Below are 20,182 nucleotides of genomic sequence, written 5' to 3'. Positions count from 1 at the left end.
CAGACGATCCTGAAGAACGCCAACCTCATCGCCATCAACCAGGACCCGCTCGGGTTGCAGGCCGTGCAGATCTCCAACGACGGCACCCGCCGCGTCCTGGCCAAGCGCCTGTCCAACGGCAACGTCGCGGTCGCCCTGTTCAACCAGGGCTCCACCCCGACCACGATCACCACCTACGGCTACCAGGTCGGCCTGGAAGGCACGTCGATCACCCTGCGGGACGCCTGGACGAACGCGGTCAGCGGGGGGAGCGACGGCATCTCCGCCACCGTGCCCGCCCACGGCACCGTCGTCTACCTGGCCAAGGGCTCCGGTATGCCGACGACCACGACCACCACGACGACGACAACCACGACAACCACCACTCCGCAGCCGGGCGGCACCTGCCGGGTCACCAACACCACCAACGCCTGGGGCAACGGCCTGACCTCGGACATCACCATCACCAACACCGGGTCCACGCCCATCACCGGGTGGTCGCTGGTGTTCACCCTGCCCGGCGGGCAGAACATCACCTCCGGCTGGAACGCGAGCTACTCGCCGTCCTCGGGGCAGGTGACGGCCAGGAACCTCTCCTACAACGCCGACATCGCACCCGGCGCGTCGGTCGGCATCGGCTTCCAGGCCACCCACACCGGCAACGCCGCCAAACCCGCCTCCTACACCCTCAACGGGGTCGCCTGCACCAGCTGACCACCTCGGCACCCCCGCCGGACGGCTGACGCTCCCAGTCCGGCGGGGGCGACGAGTCGCCGTCGTGGGTCAGGCCGGCGCGCCGAGCCCGCGCTCGTGCAACCACGCCAGCTGCACGGCCGGGTTGGAGCCGTAGCCGCCGCCGTGGTCGGCGAAGGGCCACACGGTCATGGTCCGGTCCTGGCCCGCGTAGTGGTTGTAGGCGGCGTACACGGTGGAGGGCGGGCAGATCGGATCCATCAGGCCGACGCTGAACAGGGCCGGCGCTGTCGCCCGCTGCGCGAGGTGGACACCGTCGAAGTAGGACAACGTGGCGAAGGTCCGCTCCACGTGGTGGCGGCTGTGCCAGCGCAGGTACTTCGCGAGCTCCTGGTAAGGGCCCTCGCCGCTGATCTCGGCCGCCCGGCGGAAGTGGCACAAGAAGGGCACGTCCGGCAGGACCGCCGCCACGCTGCCCGGCGCCAGTCCCGCGACGGCGAGCGCGAGGCCGCCGCCCTGGCTCCCGCCGGTGACGATCACCCGTCGGTGGTCGAGCCCGGGCAGGTCGGCGACCGCGTCCACCGCCCGGACGCAGTCGGTCATGAGGCGCCGGTAGTAGTAGTGCTCGGGGGAGTCGACGCCGCGGGTCATGAAGCCCTCGGCCCACTGCGTGCCGCCGCCCTCGGTCGAGTCGGGGGTGTCGTGGCCTTGGCCGCGGCTGTCGACGACGAGCTGCGCGTACCCGGCGGCGGACCACAGCAGGTGGTCGGTGGGCAGCCCGCGACCCCCGCTGTAGCCGATGTAGGTCACGACGACGGGCAGCGCGCCTTCGGCGCCGCGCGGGCGCAGCAGCCAGGCGGCCACCGGCTCGCCGTTCCAGCCGGGGAACCGCACGTCGTCCACCTCGACGGTGCGCAGCAGGTGTCGGTCGGCGACCGGCTCGACCTTCACGGCCCCGCCGCGGGCGCGTGCCGCCGCGAGGGTGCGCTCCCAGAAGGCGTCGAAGTCGGGCGGTGGGCTCGAATCCGGGCGGTAGTCGACCAGTTCGTCGTGCGGGGAGTCCGTCAGCGGCATGGGGAGTCCTTCGGGAGACGCGAGAGTGAAGCGCTTCGACGTTTGCATGCGCTCCGCTGGTCTGTCAATCAGGTGACGACCAGGAGTGGTCGCGATGTTGGGGACTCTGTTGGAGATCGTCTCGATATGCCGTCTCAACACGACTGGTCAAGCGCTTCGACCGGACCGCTCGCCGTGCTCACCAAGCAGCGCCCCGGTGTTCCTCTCATGGGATCGATCCATTCCGCCGGTCGAACGTCGGGCGAGGCGCCGGCGGAAGAGGGTTTGCGTTAACACGAGCACCCGTTTCGCTTGACCGGTGATCGACGGTGATTGGTGGAATCTTGGCGGAATCCAGCTGGACGTGAGCGCTAACAATTTTAGCTTTGTCGAGCGTTGACCACCGCCGTAATCGACGCCTACATTGGCCCGAAAGGGAAAATCCCTTAGTCGAAACTTTCGGATCGCTCGGTCGGGCAACTCCGCGCACCCCTGCTCGCGGTCGTGCCGGCCGACGCGCGCGATCCGGACCGCACGACCGCTGACCGATCACCGCCGGACGACCCGATCACCCTGCCGCCGGGTGGTCGGTCGAGGCGGTGGGCGGTCACCCGCGCACTCGATGTCCGAACGGCAGAAAAGAGTCAGGTGATGATCACGCGTAGGCTTCTCGGGCCCGCGTTGGCGGCGGTGCTCCTCACGGCGGCCGCGACCGGCACGGCGTTGAGCGGAGGACTCGGCGAGACCGCACCGTCCGCCCAGGTCGGCACGCTCGCGTCGAGCGCCGGCTGCGGCAAGGCCCCGACGTTGCGCAGCGGCACGCACACGATCACGAGCAGCGGCAAGAGCCGCGGCTTCATCCTGCGGGTGCCCGACGGTTACGACAACACCCGCCCCTACCGGTTGATCTTCGGGTTCCACTGGCGCGGCGGCACGATGAACGACGTGTCCTCGGGCGGGACCAGCGGGACGGCCTGGTCGTACTACGGGATGCAGGAGCAGTCGAACAACAGCGCGATCCTGGTGGCGCCGCAGGGCCTGGGCAACGGCTGGGCGAACTCCGGCGGCGAGGACGTGGTGTTCGTCGACGACATGATCAGGCGGATCGAGGCGGACCTGTGCGTCGACACGGCGTTGCGGTTCGCGATGGGGTTCAGCTACGGCGGCGGCATGAGCTACGCGCTGGCGTGCGCCAGGGCGACGGTGTTCCGCGCGGTCGTGGTGTACGCGGGCGCGCAGTTGAGCGGGTGCAGCGGCGGTAGTCAGCCGATCGCGTACTTCGGCATGCACGGCATCACGGACAACGTGCTCAACATCTCGGCGGGGCGGTCGCTGCGCGATCGCTTCGTGGCGAACAACGGTTGCACGCCGCAGAGACCGCGCGAGCCGTCGCAGGGCAGCATGACCCACATCACGACGACGTACTCGTGCCGTGCGGGGTACCCGGTGCAGTGGGCCGCGTTCGACAACGGCCACATGCCCGGCCCGGTCGACGGCACCTACGCCGAGAGCGGCATCCGGACCTGGACCAAGGGCGAGGCGTGGAAGTTCATCTCCCAGTTCCAGGGCGGCCCCGGCACGACGACGACCACCACGACGAGCACCACGACCACGACCACGACGACGACCACGAACCCGCCCGGTGACGGCTGCAAGGTGACCGACACCGTCAACGCGTGGAACTCCGGCCTCACGTCGGAGATCGTCATCACCAACACCGGCAGCGCGCCGATCAGCGGCTGGTCGCTGGTCTTCACCCTGCCCGGCGGGCAGACGATCACCTCCGGGTGGAACGCCTCCTACTCGCCTTCGTCGGGACAGGTCACGGCCAGGAACGTGTCCTACAACGGCGCCATCGCCCCCGGCGGGTCGGTGAGCATCGGCTTCCAGGCCAACCACACGGGCGACACCGGCAAACCGCCCTCGTTCACCCTCAACGGCGCGACCTGCGCCTCCTGACCGCTGCCGAGCGCGGAGCCGACCCGAAGCGCTCCCCGGGAGGTGGACCGGAATCCGGTCCCGCCTCCCGGGGAGCGTTCGAGCGCGCGGTTCAGCGCGTGGCGGTCAGGCCGTCGTGCCGGTGACCGCGTCGCCCGACTTGGTGACGTAGTAGGTCACCTTGTCGCCGCTCCAGTAGTGGAACGTGAGCGTCACCCGTGAGTCGTCCTTGACGGCGGCGAAGAACTCCGACGTCAGGGTGGTCCGACCGTCCGCGTAGTCGGGCGCGAACGTCCGGTCGTACTCCTTGAAGGACGTCCAGTCGTGCGGACCCGCGTTGGCGCCGTCGTCGTACTTGGCCTCCATCGTGGCGAGCTGGTCGCCGCGGAACGCCGTCGGGATGGCGAAGGACGCCGTCGTGCCGGTGGCGTCGGACAGCACCGGGGTGTCGTGGGTGATCACGTAGAACCGCCACGGCACGCCCCGGGAGAAGCGGGCCGTCAGCACCGCGTTCGTGCCGTAGTCCCGCGAGCCGCTCAGCCTCGTCAGCGCCGCGGCGGTCAGGGTGAGCTGGTCGCCGTCGATCGTGTAGTCCCGGCCGCGCGCCAGTTTCGCGCTGCCGTGGTACAGGTCGGTGAACGACGTGCCGTTGAGGTTCAGCGCGATCGTCCTGGCCGTGATGGCGGCGGACTTCGCGGTGAACACCTGGTCGGTGTAGGCCGTGCCGGAGCGGGTCGTCCAGCTCGACTTGAGCTGCGCGTAGAGCTCGGGGTCGCTCCACCGGAACGAGGTGCGGCCGAAGTGCTGGCCGTTGTCCCACAGCATCGTGGTGACCTTCTTGGTGCGCGCGTAGTAGCCGAAGTGCTCGAAGAACTTCAGCTTCTCGCCCTGCTCGATGGTCCCGGTGTGCCGGTCGAAGCCGAGCAGGCCGTACTCACCGATGATCACCGGGATGCCGCGCGCGACGAAGCTGTCGTGGACGCGGTCGAACGTGTCGGTGAGGTCCTTCTGGACGCCCGCGTCGAAACGCGTGCCGCCCGCGACGTTCACGCTGAACGGCCAGTAGCCGTAGTAGTGCACGGTCGCGATCAGGTTGGGGTCGTCGAACCCCTGGATCTGCGCCACCAACGGGTCGACGTACGCCTGCTCGGACGAGGTGTGCAGGGTCGGCAGGACCAGCAGGCGCTTGGCGTTGTTGCCGCCCGACCGGCGCACGATGTCGTGGAACGTCGCGTTCAGCTCGGCGTTGAGCTGGATCTCCTGCGGCTTGCCGGTGCTCCCGGTGAACTGCGGCTCGTTCCAGCTCTCGAACGTCAGCTTGGGCCCGAACTCGGCGAAGGCGGCCGCCAGCTGCGTCCAGATGCCGGTGAACCGGTCGAGCACGCCGGTGCGGTCGGTGGGCATGGTCAGGACCCACTGCCACGAGTCGTGGTGGAGGTTGATCATCACGTACAGGTCGCGTGCCAGCGCCCAGCGCACGACCTCCTTGACGCGGGCCAGGTAGGCGGCCTCGATCACGTGGTCCGGGCCCAGGTGGGCGCTCCACGTGACAGGAAGGCGCACGCTCTTGAAGCCCTGTGCCTTCACGTTGTCCAGCAAGGCTTCCGTGATGCGCGGGTTGCCCCAGGACGTCTCGTCGCCGCCGGTCGAGTCCAGCGTGTTGCCGAGGTTCCACCCCGGCTGCATCGCCGCGGTGTGCTCCATCGCGGTGAGCTGCCTGCCGCCGTGCACGCACGTGACACCGTTGAGCGAGAACGACAACGGCGCCGTGTTGGCTTCCGCCCAAGTGCCGATGAACCCGAACTTCACCGTCGAGCCGGCCGCGATCCTGGCGTTGTACCCGGCGTCCGCGGCGGTGACCCGGTCGTCGGACCCGGTCACCTCCGCGTTCCAGGCGTTGCGGACCCGCTGACCGGACGGCCACTCCCAGCTCAGCTCCCAGCCGTCGACCGGTCCGCCGTGGTTGGTCACGGCGACGTCGGCGTTGAAGCCACCCGACCACTGGCCGGTGACCGAGTACGCGACGGTGCACCCGGCCTCCGCCGCGACGGCCTGGTTCGCCGTCACCGTGACCAGGCTCGCGGTCAGGGCCACGACCCCGGCCGCCACGACACCGATCCGATGGACCGGTCCTGTCCTCCTGCGCGATCCGAACATGGAACTCCTCACTTTTCTCAGATGGCACGAACAGCCGTTGGGGGCGCCGGATCGCGGACGTGATCCGCCGCGGCGGGGGGTTGCGGCCGACGCGGCGCGTCGTCGGTGAAGATCCGCACGTCGCACGAGCCCTGGTGGACGGTCGGCCGCCGGGACCGGTCAGGGCGTCGTGTCGGTGAGCGAGGCGCGGACTCGGTCACGTCTCCGAGGACGAGGGCCGCACGGTGATCGGGGGCGGCACGAGGAACGCCCGGGGAGGGCGTCGGTCAGCCGTCGAGCGGCTCGTAGTCGGACCAGTCGAAGTGGACGGTGCCCGCGGCGGCGTACAGGCCGATGACCCGGCCGGTGAAGCCGCCGGCGACCTCGGTGGAGAGGTAGCGGCCGTCCAGGGTGGCGAGGGTGGTGAAGGTCCCGTCCGGCTCACCGATGCCGAAGGACACGGTGTCGGGACCCGTGCGCGCGTCCCGGAGGCTCTTCTCCTCGTGCACGTCGACGCCCAGGACCAGCGGTCCGGCGGGCACCGCCCGGGACGCGACCACGGTCTTCAGCGAGCCGACGCGGGCGAGCACCCGCACCTCGCCGGCGGTCGCCTCGACCTCGTAGTGGTGCTCCTCGTCCAGTCGCACCGCCAGACCGCCCGTTCCTCCCGAGGCGTCCACCAGCGTGCGCACCCGGCAGGACGGGTGCCGCTGGCGGCGGCCGACGAACACGACGTCGAGCGCGTCCAGGGACTCCCCGCGCGCGTGGAGCGTCAACCACCCGGCGCGCTCCTTCGTCGTGCAGTGCCGCTCCTGCCGGTCGCGCAGCGAGATCCAGGCCGGCTGGAGCACGGGGAGGTCGAAGTCGTCGCGGGGCGCCTCGATCGGCTCCGGCGCCAGCGGCCAGGGCACGGTCGCGTCGAGCTCCAAGGGGCCGACGACCGGCCAGTCGTCCACCCAGGTCACGGGCGCGAGGAACGTCTCCCGGCCCAGCACGTGCCAGCCGGGCGTCCCACCACCCGGCCGCACCCCCAGCAGCACCAGCCACCACGAGCCGTCCGGCCCCTGCACGAGGTCGCCGTGCCCGGTGTTCTGGATCGGGTGGTCGGTGCCCCGGTGGGTCAGGACCGGGTTGGCCGGGCACGCCTCGAACGGGCCGGCGGGCGTGCGGGCGCGGGCGATCGAGACGCCGTGGCCGCGTTCGGTGCCGCCCTCGGCGATGAGCAGGTACCAGTACTCGCCGATCCGGTACAGGTGCGGCGCTTCCGGCGCCTTCGCCCCGGGCGCCCCGGACCAGATCCGCTTCGGCGCGTCGAGCACCTGCCCGGTGTGCGGGTCGATCCGGACCTGGGACACCCCGGCGACCGTGCTCCAGCAGGCGCCGTCGTCGTCCCACGCGAGGTCGGGGTCGATGCCGGGCAGGTCGGGCAGCAGGACCGGGTCCGACCACGGTCCGGCGGGGTCGGTGGCGGTGACCAGGAGGTTGCCGTCGCCGCTCACGTTCGTGGTGATGAGCCAGAACCGGCCGTCGTGGTGGCGCAGGGTCGGCGCGTAGACCCCGGCGGAGGACGGCGAGTCGAGCGGGAGGCGGAGCTGCTCCGGCCGGTCGAGCACGTTGCCGATCTGCGTCCACCGCACCAGGTCTCGGCTGTGGAAGAGCGGCACGCCGGGGAAGTACTCGAAGCTGGAGCAGGCGAGGTAGTAGTCGTCGCCGACGCGGCAGACGCTCGGGTCGGGGTGGAAACCCGCGATCACGGGGTTGGTGAACGCGCTGTGGTTCGAGGACATCCCATCAAGCCCTTCGTTGTTCGGGGGCGCGCTCCGGCGCACCGGTGCGGCACGGCGCACGGCGTGGTCGACGGGGTCGGGTTCGGGGTCAGGGTGTCCGGAGCACGGCGCAGCCCTGAGGTGGCAGTTCGGCCAGCGGAGCGCCGGTGAGCAGGTCGTGCGCGGGTTCGGGGAGCGGGACGGCGTCACCGCCGTGGTTGATCAGGAAGCGCAGGCCGCCGCGGGTGACGGCTTCCACGCCGGGCGGCCACTCGCGGAGCACGCCGGCTTCGCCCAGCAGCCGCTCGACCAGCGCGCCGTAGTCGCCCGCGTCGAGGACGGTGGAGAGGTACCAGCCGTGACCGGCGCCGAAGGCGTGGCGGGTGAGCGCCGGGCGTCCGGCGAGCATCCCGTGGGTGTAGGTCGCGATCGCCTCGGCGCCGTCGAGGTGCAGGTACTCGCTCCACACGGTGCCGAGCGCGCCGTCGGACAGCGTGATCCGCTCCTCGCGCCGCAACGGCCGCGGCTCCTCGACCCGGAGGCCGAGGGCTTCGCGCAGCGGCGGCGCCGGGTAGCCGCCGAGTCGGGCGTGGGGGCGCTCGTCGACGACGCCGCTGAAGTGCTGGACGAGCAGCGTGCCGCCGTCGGCGACGTAGCGGCGCAGGTTCGCCGCGCCCGCGTCGGACATCAGGAGCAGGGCGGGGGCCAGGACGAGGCGGTATCGGCTCAGGTCGTGCTCGGGGTGGGCGAAGTCGGTCACGACCCCCGCGTCCCACAACGCCCGGTGCGCACGCCGCAGCATCGAGTGGTAGTCGAGCTCCGGCGAGGGCAGGCCGTCGGCCTCCGACGCCCACCACGCCTCCGCGTCGTGCAGCACCGCCACCTCGGCGGTCACCGTCGAGCCGGCCACCTCGGCGAGCCGGGCGACGGCCTCGCCGAGGGCCTGCACCTCGCGGAAGATCCGGCTGTCGGGCCCGGCGTGCGGCACCATCGCCGAGTGCCACGTCTCGGCGCCCGCCCTCGACTGGCGCCACTGGAAGAACAGCGCGCCGTCCGAGCCGCGCGCGACGTGGCTCAGCGTGTGCCGCAGGATGTCGCCCGGGTCCTTCGGCAGCACCCGGCCTTCGGCGTAGACGGTGTTCGCGCCCTGCTCCATGAGCAACCACGGTCGGCCGCCCCCGAAGCACCGCGCGCGGTCCGCGCCGAACGCGGTGTCCGCCGCGGCGTCGAGACCGGGCCGGTCCGGGTAGTGGTCGATGGTCACGAGGTCCACCTCGCGGCCGAACGCCCACAGGTCGAGGTTCTGGTAACCGGGCAGCATCAGGTTCGTGGTGACCGGTCGGTCGCTGTGCGCGCGGATCGCGTCGCGCTGCTCCCGGTAGGCGGCCAGCGCCAGGTCGGAGGAGAACCGGCGGAAGTCCAGCGACTGCCCGGGGTTGTGGTGCCACTGCGTGGCGCGCGGCGGCAGGACGTCGTCCCACGAGGTGTAGCGCTGGCTCCAGAAGGCCGTGCCCCACGCGTCGTTGAGCGCGTCCAGCGTGCCGTGCCGGTCGCGCAGCCAGGTGCGGAACGCGGCGGCGGCGTGGTCGCAGAGGCAGAGCGTGGCGTACTCGTTGTGCACGTGCCAGAGCGCGACCGCGGGGTGGCTGCCGTAGCGCTCGGCCAGTGCGGCGGCGATGCGGCGGGCCGCGTCGCGGTAGGCCGGCGCGGCGAGGCAGTACGTGTCACGGCTGCCGTGCACCAGCCGCACGCCCTCGGCGGTCACCGGCAGCGCGTCTGGGTGCGCCCTGGTGAACCACGGGGGAGGGGACGCGGTGGGCGTGGCCAGGTCGACCGCGACGCCGTTCGCGTGCAGCCGGTCGAGGTGGGCGTCGAGCCAGGCGAAGTCGTAGCGGCCCTCCTCGGGCTCCATCAGGGCCCAGGAGAACACGCCGACCGTGGCGAGGTTGACCCGCGCCCGGCGCATCAACTCGTCGTCCTCGGCCCAGACCGGCTCGTCCCACTGCTCGGGGTTGTAGTCGCCGCCGAAGGCGAGACCGCCGAGCCGCCCGGTCAGGTCGTGCGCCGTCATGCCCGCTCCTCGTGCAGTGGCAGCCGTGCGTCGTCGCGCACGAACAGGGGGATGCGTTCGAGCGGGGCGGCGACGGTGACCGCCTGCCCTCCCGCGTGCTCCCGGCCGGTCCACGCGTCGGTCCACCGGGCGCCGGCGGGCAGGTGCACCGTCCGCTCCCGCGCCCCCGCGGTGGTGACGGGCGCGACGAGCAGGTTGGGGCCGAGCAGGAACGCGTCGTCGACCTCCCACGCCCGCTCGTCGTCGGGGAACTCCAGGAACAGCGGCCGCATCGGCGGCACTCCGGTCGCCGAGGCGGCGCGCATCTGCTCCATGACGTACGGCCGCAGGCGTTCGCGCAGGTGGAGGTGGTCGACCAGGATCGGGTAGACCTCGTCGCCGTAGGACCAGACCTCGTTGGGCAGGCCGGTCATGGCGGGCTCCAGGACCTGCGCCGGGCCGCGGAAGCCGTGCAGGCGGAACAGCGGGCAGAACGCCCCGTACTGGAACCACCGCACCAGCACCTCGCGGTACGCCGGGTCGTCCGGGTCGCCGCCGTGGAAGCCGCCGATGTCCGTCGTCCACCAGGGGATGCCGGACATCATCACGTTCAGGCCGGCCTTGATCTGCGCCCGCAGCGTGGCGAAGTCCGTGCCGATGTCGCCGGACCACAGCGCCGCGCCGTAGCGCTGCGCGCCCGCCCAGGACGACCGGTTGAGCGAGATGATCGCGGTCTCGCCCGCCGCGCGCAGCCCGTCGTGGACCATGCGGGCGTGCTCGCGCGGGTACAGGTTGGCGACCTCCTGGCCCGGACCCGCGTGGTAGCGCAGACCGGTCTGGTGGCCGGGCTTGAGCTCGGGCTCGGAGGCGTCGAGCCAGAAGACCGTGATGCCCAGCTCGTGGTAGCCGCGCCGGAGGCGCTCCCAGACGTAGTCGCGGGCCTCGGGGTTGGTGCTGTCGTAGAACGCGACCGGCGCCGAGTACGCGCCCAGGCTCTTGTCCGGCCAGTCGGCGTGGGCCGCCGGCCCGTGGTCGGACCGGATGAACAGGCCCCGGTCCCGCATCGGGTGGTAGTTCTCGCTCGCCGGGCCCACGGACGGCCAGACCGAGACCATGAGCTTGACGCCCAGCTCGTCCAGCTCGCGCACCATCGCGGCCGGGTCGGGCCACTCCTCGGGGTCGAAGCGCCACTCGCCGAGGTGGGTCCAGTGGAAGAAGTCGCACACGATCACGGACAGCGGCAGGCCGCGCCGCCGGTGCTCGCGGGCGACTTCCAGCAGCTCCTCCTGGGTGCGGTAGCGCAGCTTGCACTGCCAGAAACCGGCCGCCCACCCGGGCAGCTCCGGCGCGTGGCCGGTCGCGTCGGCGTACCGGCGCAGCACGTCGGCCGGCGGGCCCGCGGTCACCCAGTAGTCGATCTGGCGCGCGCTGTCGGCCACCCACCGGGTGCCGTTCTCGGCCAGCTCGACGCGGCCGACGGCGGGCGAGTTCCACAGCAGGCCGTAGCCGCGGTCGGACACCAGCAGCGGGATGGTCACCTCGCCGTTGCGCTGCACGAGGTCGACCACGGCGCCCTTCTGGTCGAACAGGCCGTGGGTGTGCTGGCCGAGGCCGTGGAGCCGTTCACCGGGGTAGGCGCGGAACCGCTGCTCCAGGCGGTGGTAGCCGTTGCCGGTCGGCGCCGCCGACCGCGGGCCCGGCCACCAGAAGTGGGCGGGCTGCTCGGCCGGCAGCTCCGCGCCGTCCGCCGTGCGCAGGAACGTCAGCCGGCCCGCGGTCGCCGGCAGGTGCGGGGTGACCGAGCCGGCGGTGTCTGCGTCGACCCGCACCGTCAGCGCGCCGTTGACCAGGGTCGCGTGGTGCTCGGCGACGTCGATCTCCGGCGCGCCGCCCGGCGGGGCGTCGAGCAGCGCGCCGGGCAGGTCGTCGAGCACCGGTCCGCCGGGGGTGGCCCGGACCCGGACCGCGTCGGGTCCCCACGCCTCGACGCGCAGGGTCTCGCCGCCGGCCCGCCACTCGAGGGCGTTGCCGAGATCGCGGAAGTGCATCGGTGCTCCTGGCGGTGGTGACGGTCCACCGCGTCCGCGCCGAACGGCGGGTGGGCGCGGGGGAGCCGCTCGGTGGTCGTCAGGTCGAGCTGGGGGTTCGGCTGCGGTGCGGGCCGGTGCTCTCCCGGACGGTCAGCACGGGTTCGAGCAGCACGAGCTCGTCGTCGGGCACCTCGTCGCGCCCGGCGGCGGTGATCCGCTCCATGAGCTGCTCGACCGCGACCCGGCCGAGCTCCTGCGCGGGGCCGGTGACCGCCGTCAGCGCCGGCGCGTACTGCTCGGCGAGCAGTTCCGGGCACAGCGCGATCACGGAGGCGTCCTCGGGGACCGTCCGCCCGCTGATGCGCAGCAGGCTGAGCAGCGGGCCGATCGCGCCCTCGTTCTGCACCACGAACCCCGTGGTGTCCGGCCGGTCGGCGAGGATGCGGGCCAGCGTCCCGGCGGTGCTCTCGTAGGTGCCCTCGCACGGCCGGTGCACGAAGCGCAGACCTCTGGCCTCGGCGCGGTCCCGGAAGCCCATCAGGGTGCGCTCGGCGTACCCGGCGTGCCGCTGGTACACCCCCGAGCCGTACCCGATGAACGCGACCTCCCGGTGGCCCAGGTCGGCGAGGTGGTCCGCGCACAACGCGCCCGCGGCCGCGAAGTCGTGGTCCACGCAGGACAGGCCGCTGTGGTCGTCGGGCAGGCCGATGAGCGCGGCCTGCGTGCGCAACTCGCGCAGCACCGGGATGCGCTCGTCGTCCAACCCGACGTCCATGAGGATCACCCCGTCCGCCAGGCCGCTCACCGCGACCCGGCGCACGCCCTCCGGCCCCTCGTCGTTGGTGATCAGCAGCACGTCGTAACCGTGCTTGCGGGCCGTCATGGTGACCGAGATGGCGATCTGCATCATGATCGGCACGTAGACGTCGGCGCGCAGGGGCACCACGAGGGCGACTATGTGCGAGCGCTTCGCGGCCAGCGCCCTGGCGCCGGCGTTGGGGTGGTAGCCGAGCTCGGCCACCGAACGCTCGACGCGGCGCCGGGTCTCCTCGGAGATCGAGCGCTTGCCGCTGAGCACGTAGCTGACCGTGCTGGCGGACACGCCCGCGTGCCTGGCCACATCGGCGAGTGTCACCATGCGTGATGCTCCTGCTTTCTCGTCCTCTTCCGGGCCCGTACCGGTGCCCGCGTGCGCCCAGTGTGCCGGTTCAGCCCTTGACCGCCCCGGTGAGCACGCCGACACGGAAGTGCTTCTGCATGAACGGGTACACCAGCAGCAGCGGCACGATCGTCAGGACCACCACCGCCATCTGCAACGACAGCGGCGCGGTCTGCGAGAACTGCGAGCCGAAGCCCGCGTTCACCGACCCGGGCAGCCCGTTGCCCCGGTTCACGTAGGTCAGCAGCACGTACTGCAACGGCCACTTCTCGCTGTCGGTCGGCATGTACAGCATCACGTTGAAGAACGAGTTCCAGTAGCCGACGCCGTAGAACAGGGCGACGACCGCCGTCACGGCCCGGGACGTCGGCAGCACGATCGACCACAGGATCCGCCAGTCGCCCGCGCCGTCGATCCGGGCCGCCTCGATCAGGTCGGCCGAGGTGTCCGAGTAGAACGCCCGCAGCACCAGGATGTTGAACACCGAGACCGCGGTGGGCAGGATCAACGCCCACCACTGCCCGTAACCGCCCAGTTCGGTGACGACCAGGAAGGTCGGGATCAGGCCGCCGCTGACGAACATGGTGAGGATCAGCAGCACCAGGATGAAGCGGTGGGCCACCGAGCCGGACCGGGACAGGCCGTAGGCGCACAGGATCGACACGACCATGGACACCGCCGTGCCGACCGCCGTGATGCCGAGGCTGACCAGCAGCGCGTTGCGCACCGTGGAGTCGCCCAGCATGACGCGGTACGCCTCGAAGGTCACGTCGGTCGGCCAGATCACCAGGCCGCCCGCGCGGTTGACCGCCGCCTGGGTGGACAGGCTGGTCACCACGATGATCCACAACGGGACCAGGACCACGGCCACCACCATGCCGAGGGTCAGGCCCTTCGCGGTCTGGCCGGCCGCGGTCGGCGGCTCCTCCCAGACCGGTCGTTTGCCGCGCTTGCGGCGCCGGGCGGGCGCCCGGCCGGTCACCGCGCGCTTGTCCTTGGTGCGTTCGATGGTCAGCGTCTCGGTCATTTCCGGTACAACCCGTCTTCGCCGAAGGCGTGCGCCAGCTTGTTCGCGCCCCAGATGAGCAGCAGCGAGATGACGCTCTTGAACAACCCGGCCGCCGCGCCGTAGCTGTAGTTGTTGGTGGCGATGCCGTAGTAGAACGCGAAGGTGTCGAGCACGTCGGCCGCCTCGTGGCCGACCGCGTCCCGCTGGATCAGGAACTGCTCGAACCCGACGGTGAGCGCGTTGCCCAGGCGCAGCACCAGCATCAGCATGATGACGCCGGCCATCCCGGGCAGGGTGATGTGCCACAGCCGCCGCCACCGCCCGGCACCGTCCACCGCGGACGACTCGTACAGGTCGGTGTTGATGGCGGCGAGCGCGGCGAGGAACACGATGATCGACCAGCCGGCCTCCTTCCAGATCGCCTGCGAGGTGATCAGCAGCACGAAGGTGTCCGGGTCGGTCATGATGTCCCAGGTGCCGATGTCGTTGCTGCGCAGGAACTGGTTGAGCAGCCCCGCACCGCCGAACATCTGCTGGAAGATCGTGATCGCGAGCACCCAGGAGAAGAAGTGCGGCAGGTAGGCGATGGACTGGATGAGGTTGCGCAGCCGTTCGCTGAGCACCGAGTTCAGCAGCAGCGCCAGCGCGATGGGGATCGGGAAGAACAGGATCAGCTGGACGAAGCTGAGGTACAGCGTGTTGGTCAGCGACCCCCAGAACAGCGAGTCCTCGAACAGGACCTCGAACTGGGCGAGGCCCACCCACTCGCTGTTCCACACCCCCACCAGCGGGTTGTAGTCCTGGAACGCCGTCAGCAGCCCGAACAGCGGCACGTAGTTGAAGACCAGGAGCAGCAGGACGGCGGGCACGGTCATCAGCAGCAGCGACCGGTCGCGCCGCAGCCTCACCCGCAGGCTCAGCTTGTTCCTCCGCGCGTCGTCCTCGCGCGCGGGCCGTTCCGTGACCGCGGAACTCACTGCCCGGTCCCGTGCTTCTGCAGCACGTTCTCGTCCATCCACTGGACGAGCTTGTCGCCGCCGCCGCTGGACTTCCAGGTGGTGATCGCCTCCTTCACTTCGGCGACCTTCTTCTTGCCGTGGTAGCAGTCCTTGATGGCGTCCTCGACGGCCTGCGCCGCGTCGGTGGTGGCCATCGACCGCGGCAGGCTGATGTTCATGTTCCAGAACACGGGCTTGCGCAGGTGCTTGACGTTCGCGGCCTGCCAGGCGGTGAGGTCCTTGGTGACGACGTCCGAGCCGGGGTTGCTGACCACCGCGGGCGGCGAGGCCAGGAACGGGAAGGTCTGTGCCTGGACGTTCTTCTTGCCCTCTTCGGTGGCGGTCGGCACGCCGTTGACCATCGTGTGGTGGACGCCTTCGACACCGAAGTTGACCAGCGTGTACTCCTTCGAGCCGAACGGCGCGGCCAGGTAGTTGGCGACCGCCAGCAGCTCCTCGATCTGCTCCGGCTTCAGGCTGCTGTTGAGGTAGCTCATGATGCTGGTGGAGGGGCCGAGGTAGATCTGCGGCTCGCCCTTGCCGTCGGCGGTGAAGAAGTCGAAGGAGCCCCGCCGGAAGTTCGGGTTGGCGGCCGTGCCGGACTGGTGGTCGGCGGCGTTCCACGCGCCGGTGCCACCGCCCCCGATCAGCACCTTCCCGGAGTAGAAGCGCACGTTGGCGTTGGTGTTGTCGCCGGCCTGCGCGTCCGGGTGCAGGTAGCCGGCGGTCGCGAGCTGGTAGTGCCACTCCAGGGCGTCCAGCAGCTCCGGCATGTCGTACTTGTGGATCAGCTTGCCGTTGTCGACCTTCCACTTGAGGGGCACGTTCCACGACGGGAACATGTAGGTCCACACGTCGTCGAAGGCCCACACGCCGCCCTTGGCGTCGGTCAGCTCCTTGCCCAGGTTCATCAGGTCGTCGGCGGACTTCACCTGGTCCGCGGTGATGCCCTTGGCGTCGAAGAGGTCGCGGCGGTAGAACGTGGTGCCGGCGACCACGAACCCGCTGGAGAACGACGGGATGCCGTAGATCTTGTCGCCCCAGGCCCCGGCCTGCCAGGCGCCCGTGGGGATGGCCGCGAGGTTGGGGTACTTCTTGATGTTGTCGCCGGACAGGTAGGGCGTGAGGTCCGCGAGCTGCGACCCGGCCAGTTCACCGACGCTGAAGTTGGAGTTCCACCAGGTCGGCAGCTGGATCCAGTCGGGCAGCCGCTTGGCGGCGGTCATGGTGGGGATGATCGTGGCGTAGTTGTTGCCGTCGGCGGGCTTCATGTCGAGCGTGACACCCAGCGCCTCGTTCATGGCCTGGTAGAACGAGTTGTCGGCGGGCGGGATCGTGCCCCACAGCGGCGTGACGGTCGTGTACCTGCCGCCCTTGCCCGGCACGCCGGACACCGTGGCGACCGGGTTCGAAGGGTAGGTGAGGAACCCCGGGTCGGTCAGGATGTCCGCGCCACCGGCCACCGAGGGGATGTCCGGCTTGATCGACGTGCTCGGCACGTAGTTCGGGAGCGCGGACTTGAGGGCGTCGCTGTTGGCGCCGGTCTTCTGCTGGGCGCCGCCGCCGCACGCGGACAGCAGGCCACCCATGGCCGTGAGTCCCGCGACCGAGGCCGAGACGCTCAGGAACCTCCGGCGATTCAGCTCAATCCCCATGACAGGGCCACCCTTCTTCGTTGAAAGCGGAGTGTCGAAGCGCTTGACGATGCCGGGAGAGTAGTCATGTGACCTGGCGCACGGCAAGAGCCAGTTGGCCGCCAAGATGCAGGCTGGGCAGGCACTCATTGACAGTGTCACGGGCTCCGTGTCAGCGTTGAAGCGCTTCACATGATCTGACCCGAGGGGTTGTGCCGCGTGAGTTCCTCATCCCTGTCCGCCACCGGGCGGCTGCCGTTCCACGACTCCGGGCTGGACGTGCGCAAGCGCGTCGATGACCTGCTCGCCCGGCTGACGCTCGACGAGCGGATCGCGATGCTGCACCAGTACGCCCCCGCCGTTCCCCGGCTGGGCGTCGCCGCGTTCCGCACCGGGGCCGAGGCGTTGCACGGCGTGTCGTGGCTGGGTGTCGCCACGTCGTTCCCGCAGGCCGTGGGCCTGGGCGCGACCTGGGACGAGGAGCTGGTGCGCCGCGTGGCCGAGGCGACCTCGGTCGAGCTGCGCGCGTTCCACCTGCACCGGCCGCCGGCCGAGGGCGACGGCCGGACGAGCCTGCAGGCGTGGGCGCCGGTGGTGAACCTGCTGCGCGACCCGCGCTGGGGGCGCAACGAGGAGGGCTACTCCGAGGACCCGGTGCACACCGCGCGGATCGCGGAGGCGTTCTGCCGGGGGCTCGCGGGCGACGACCCGAGGTTCCTGCGCGCCGCACCCGTGCTCAAGCACTTCCTGGCCTACAACAACGAGGACGACCGCTGCACCACGTCCTCCGGCGTGCGCCCCCGGGTGCTGCACGAGTACGACCTCGCGGCGTTCCGGCCCGTGGTGGCCTCCGGCGCGGCGACCGGCGTCATGGCCGCGTACAACCTGGTCAACGGCCGTCCGTGTCACGTCAGCCCGCTGATCGGGGACGAGCTGCGCCGCTGGGCCGAGCCGACCGGGCACGAGCTGTTCGTGGTCAGCGACGCGGAGGCGCCGTCCAACCTGGTCGACCTGGAGCACTACTTCGACGACCACGCGGAGTCGCACGCCGCCGCTCTCAAGGCGGGCATCGACAGCTTCACCGACCACGGCACGGACAGCGGCACGCCGGTCGGGCGGCTGCGCGAGGCGCTGGAGCGCGGCCTGATCGACGAGGCCGACGTCGACCGCGCCGTGCGCCGGCAGCTGGAGCTGCGGTTCCGCCTCGGCGAGTTCGACCCGGACCTCGACCCGTACGCGGCGATCGGCCCCGACGCGATCGACCACCCGGACCACCGCGTGCTCGCCGCGCGGGCGGCCACCGAGGCCGTGGTGCTGCTGAAGAACGACGGGCTGCTGCCGCTCGACAAGGCCGCCGCGCCCCGCGTCGCGGTCATCGGCCCGCTGTCCGACGTGCTGCACGAGGACTGGTACAGCGGCACGATGCCGTACCGGGTCACCGTCGCCGCCGGGCTCGAGGAGGCGGTCGGCGACGTGGTCCGCGTGTCCGGTGACGACCGCATCGCGCTGCGTTCCCGCACCACCGGGCTCCTGCTCGGCGACACCGCCTTCGACGTCACCGAGTGGGGTGACGACGTGGTGACGCTGCGCTCCGCCGACACCGGCCGCCACCTCGGCGCCAAGTACGGCACCCTCGTCACCGAGGAAGAACGCGTCAAGAGCTGGGACGTGCACGAGACGTTCGTGCTGGAGCCCGTCGCGGACGACGGCGACGCGGTGCTGGTGCGCAACGTCCTCACCGGCCGCTACGCCGCGGTCGACCCGGCCGACGGCCGCGTGGTCGTCACGGCCGAGACGCCCGCGACCGCCGAGCGCTGGTCGCGCGAGCTGGTCCGCGACGGCGCGGCGGAGGCTCGCGCCGCCGCGGCCGCCGCCGACGTCGCGGTCGTCGTCCTCGGCAACCACCCGCTCATCAACGGCCGCGAGACCCAGGACCGCACCGGCACCGCGCTGCCCGGGACGCAGGAGGCGCTGCTCCGCGCCGTCGCCGAGGTCCGGCCGGCCACCGTCCTGGTGGTGATGAGCAGCTACCCCTACGCCGTGGACTGGGCCGACGAGCACCTGCCCGCCGTGGTGTGGACGTCCCACGGCGGGCAGGAGACGGGTCACGCGCTGGCCGCCGTGCTGCTCGGCGACGAGGAGCCGGCCGGTCGGCTGCCGCAGACCTGGTACCGGGGCGACGACGAGCTGCCCCACCCGCTCGACTACGACGTCATCAAGGCGGGGTGGACCTACCAGTACCACCGGACCGCGCCGCTGTACGCGTTCGGCCACGGCCTGTCCTACACCGACTTCGCGTACCGCGACCTGCGGTTGTCGTCGGAGGTCGTGCCGCAGGACGGGTCGCTGGAGGTCTCGGTGGCGGTGGCGAACACCGGTGCGCGGCCGGGCAGCGAGGTGGTCCAGGTCTACGTGCGGGCGGTGGCCGCCCGCTACGACGCGCCCCGGCTGCGCCTCGTCGACTTCCGCAAGGTCCGCGTCGGCGCGGGGGAGGGCGAGGAGCTGACCTTCCGGCTGCCCGTCGACCGGTTCGCGCACTGGGACGTCGAGCGCGGTGCGTTCGCGGTCGACCCGGGCGACTACGAGATCGTCGTCGCCCGTTCCGCGGAGGACCACGTCCTCGTGGCGCGGTTCTCCGTCACCGGCGAGGACCCCACGCCGCGCGCGGTGGTGGACCGGGACACCCGTGCGGTCGACTTCGACGACTACTCGGGGCTCGCGCTGGTCGACGCGACCCGGGTGACCGGTGACGCGGTCGCACCGGCGGACCCGGCGCGGCCCGCGACGCTGCTGTTCCGCGCCGCGGACCTGACCGGCGCCGCGGGCGTCGAGGTCGAGGTGGCGCGGGTGGGTGGTCCGGGGCGGGCCCGGCTGGAGTTCCACCTGGGCGACCGGTCGCTCGGCGCGGTCGACGTGCCGGTGACGGGCGACCGCTACGCGTGGACGACGGCCGCGGCGCGGTTCGAGGAGCGGCCGGACGGCGTCCACGACCTGTCGCTGACCCTGCACGGCGACTTCCGCCTGGCCGCCTTCCGCCTCACCTCCTCGCGCCCGACGACCGCACCGGCCTGACCACGCCCGGCCATCGGCGTGCCCGGCGATCGACCGTGTCGGGTGTTCGCCCGACTCCGCCGAACGGCGGCGCGACCTAGCGTGGCGACCACAGGGGAGGCACCGGCGGACTCGCCGGTGGCGAACGAGAGGACGACCATGCGTCGGTACATCGCGACGATCGCCGCGGCAGCGGCACTGCTCGCAGGGTTCAGCGTCGTCGGTGCGGGAGGCACCGCGGCCGCGGCCGCGGTGGGCTGGTGCGACGGGGTGAAGTGGGTGCAGCACAACAGCCTCTACGGCACCAAGCAGCCCTACCACAAGGCCACCGGCAGCACGACCTGCTACCTGGAACGCGGTTCCTACGGCAGCGCGGTGAACGCGCTCCAGTTGGCGTTGAAGTACTGCAACTGGGCGCCGAACCTCGTCGCGGACAGCGATTTCGGCGCCATCACGGAGGAGCGCCTGAAGTACGCCCAGCAGCGTCGGGGCGTCCTCGCGGACGGCAGCTACGGCCCGAACACGCGCGCGGCGCTGAAGTGGCCCGTGTTCCACAACAACGGCTTGCGGACCGATACCTGCGTCTTCGTGTCCTGAGCGTGCGGCGGGGCGCCCCCCGGGCCCGGCGGGCCGCGGGGGGCGCCGGGGGGGGGGGCGCGGGGGCCGCGCCGGGGCGCGGCGCCCCC

Annotated in this window: 13 protein-coding genes; 4 read left to right on the top strand and 9 right to left on the bottom strand. The window is 71.5% G+C overall.

Going from position 1 to position 20,182, the window contains the following annotated elements; genetic code table 11:
• On the top strand, window positions 1-693 hold a 693-nt coding region (locus tag AB0I91_RS43160), incomplete at its 5' end, for a cellulose binding domain-containing protein (protein WP_499642038.1).
• A 69-nt stretch (window positions 694-762) separates the two neighbouring features.
• Here the strand turns inward: AB0I91_RS43160 and AB0I91_RS43155 are convergent.
• Window positions 763-1,746, bottom strand: coding sequence for an acetylxylan esterase (locus tag AB0I91_RS43155; protein WP_499642036.1), 984 nt, complete (start codon window positions 1,744-1,746; stop codon window positions 763-765).
• Window positions 1,747-2,376: 630 nt separating this feature from the next.
• Here AB0I91_RS43155 and AB0I91_RS43150 point away from each other — a divergent pair.
• Window positions 2,377-3,684 (top strand): CE1 family esterase, encoded by a 1,308-nt coding sequence (locus AB0I91_RS43150; protein WP_499642034.1) that lies wholly within the window; start codon window positions 2,377-2,379, stop codon window positions 3,682-3,684.
• Between the two features lie 105 nt (window positions 3,685-3,789).
• On the opposite strand, the gene AB0I91_RS43145 is transcribed toward AB0I91_RS43150, so the two are convergent.
• The 8 genes from AB0I91_RS43145 to AB0I91_RS43110 all read right to left on the bottom strand — a co-directional run bounded on the left by AB0I91_RS43145 (window position 3,790) and on the right by AB0I91_RS43110 (window position 16,466).
• Window positions 3,790-5,772: a cellulase family glycosylhydrolase gene (locus AB0I91_RS43145; RefSeq protein ID WP_499642032.1), complete on the bottom strand. Its 1,983-nt coding sequence runs from the start codon at window positions 5,770-5,772 to the stop codon at window positions 3,790-3,792.
• A 314-nt stretch (window positions 5,773-6,086) separates the two neighbouring features.
• Window positions 6,087-7,586, bottom strand: a complete 1,500-nt coding sequence (locus tag AB0I91_RS43140; protein ID WP_499642030.1) for a glycoside hydrolase family 43 protein — start codon at window positions 7,584-7,586, stop codon at window positions 6,087-6,089.
• A gap of 88 nt (window positions 7,587-7,674) precedes the next feature.
• Window positions 7,675-9,636, bottom strand: coding sequence for a beta-galactosidase (locus tag AB0I91_RS43135; RefSeq protein ID WP_499642028.1), 1,962 nt, complete (start codon window positions 9,634-9,636; stop codon window positions 7,675-7,677).
• Window positions 9,633-11,663 carry a glycoside hydrolase family 31 protein gene (locus AB0I91_RS43130; protein WP_499642026.1) on the bottom strand — a complete coding sequence of 677 codons (2,031 nt, stop codon included), beginning with the start codon at window positions 11,661-11,663 and terminating at the stop codon, window positions 9,633-9,635. Before AB0I91_RS43130 ends, AB0I91_RS43135 begins: the two co-directional genes overlap by 4 nt.
• A gap of 79 nt (window positions 11,664-11,742) precedes the next feature.
• Window positions 11,743-12,783, bottom strand: a complete 1,041-nt coding sequence (locus tag AB0I91_RS43125) for a LacI family DNA-binding transcriptional regulator (protein WP_498785769.1) — start codon at window positions 12,781-12,783, stop codon at window positions 11,743-11,745.
• 70 nt (window positions 12,784-12,853) lie between these two features.
• A complete protein-coding gene (locus tag AB0I91_RS43120; protein ID WP_498785771.1) occupies window positions 12,854-13,831 on the bottom strand; it encodes a carbohydrate ABC transporter permease in 978 nt (325 codons plus the stop codon).
• Window positions 13,828-14,790, bottom strand: coding sequence for an ABC transporter permease (locus tag AB0I91_RS43115; protein ID WP_498785773.1), 963 nt, complete (start codon window positions 14,788-14,790; stop codon window positions 13,828-13,830). Before AB0I91_RS43115 ends, AB0I91_RS43120 begins: the two co-directional genes overlap by 4 nt.
• Entirely contained in the window at window positions 14,787-16,466 is a 1,680-nt protein-coding gene (locus AB0I91_RS43110) for an ABC transporter substrate-binding protein (RefSeq protein WP_499642024.1), read from the bottom strand. The genes AB0I91_RS43115 and AB0I91_RS43110 overlap by 4 nt, the downstream gene beginning before the upstream one ends.
• A gap of 198 nt (window positions 16,467-16,664) precedes the next feature.
• Here AB0I91_RS43110 and AB0I91_RS43105 point away from each other — a divergent pair, with 198 nt between their 5' ends.
• Window positions 16,665-19,517, top strand: a complete 2,853-nt coding sequence (locus AB0I91_RS43105; protein WP_499642022.1) for a glycoside hydrolase family 3 C-terminal domain-containing protein — start codon at window positions 16,665-16,667, stop codon at window positions 19,515-19,517.
• Between the two features lie 138 nt (window positions 19,518-19,655).
• Complete coding sequence (locus tag AB0I91_RS43100) at window positions 19,656-20,093, top strand: peptidoglycan-binding domain-containing protein (RefSeq protein ID WP_498785781.1); 438 nt, start codon at window positions 19,656-19,658, stop codon at window positions 20,091-20,093.
• Window positions 20,094-20,182 lie beyond the last annotated feature (89 nt).

The organism is Actinosynnema sp. NPDC049800 (genome assembly GCF_040656635.1).
Classification (GTDB): Bacteria; Actinomycetota; Actinomycetes; order Mycobacteriales; family Pseudonocardiaceae; genus Actinosynnema.
Note: the sequence above shows the minus strand (reverse complement) of the source record. Positions and strands in the feature narration are given on the sequence as shown.

Coding starts and splice junctions, on each gene's coding strand:
- AB0I91_RS43155 (WP_499642036.1), bottom strand. CDS start 1,746: ATGCCGCTGACGGACTCCCCGCACGACGAACTGGTCGACTACCGCCCG.
- AB0I91_RS43150 (WP_499642034.1), top strand. CDS start 2,377: ATGATCACGCGTAGGCTTCTCGGGCCCGCGTTGGCGGCGGTGCTCCTC.
- AB0I91_RS43140 (WP_499642030.1), bottom strand. CDS start 7,586: ATGTCCTCGAACCACAGCGCGTTCACCAACCCCGTGATCGCGGGTTTC.
- AB0I91_RS43135 (WP_499642028.1), bottom strand. CDS start 9,636: ATGACGGCGCACGACCTGACCGGGCGGCTCGGCGGTCTCGCCTTCGGC.
- AB0I91_RS43130 (WP_499642026.1), bottom strand. CDS start 11,663: ATGCACTTCCGCGATCTCGGCAACGCCCTCGAGTGGCGGGCCGGCGGC.
- AB0I91_RS43125 (WP_498785769.1), bottom strand. CDS start 12,783: ATGGTGACACTCGCCGATGTGGCCAGGCACGCGGGCGTGTCCGCCAGC.
- AB0I91_RS43120 (WP_498785771.1), bottom strand. CDS start 13,831: ATGACCGAGACGCTGACCATCGAACGCACCAAGGACAAGCGCGCGGTG.
- AB0I91_RS43110 (WP_499642024.1), bottom strand. CDS start 16,466: ATGGGGATTGAGCTGAATCGCCGGAGGTTCCTGAGCGTCTCGGCCTCG.
- AB0I91_RS43100 (WP_498785781.1), top strand. CDS start 19,656: ATGCGTCGGTACATCGCGACGATCGCCGCGGCAGCGGCACTGCTCGCA.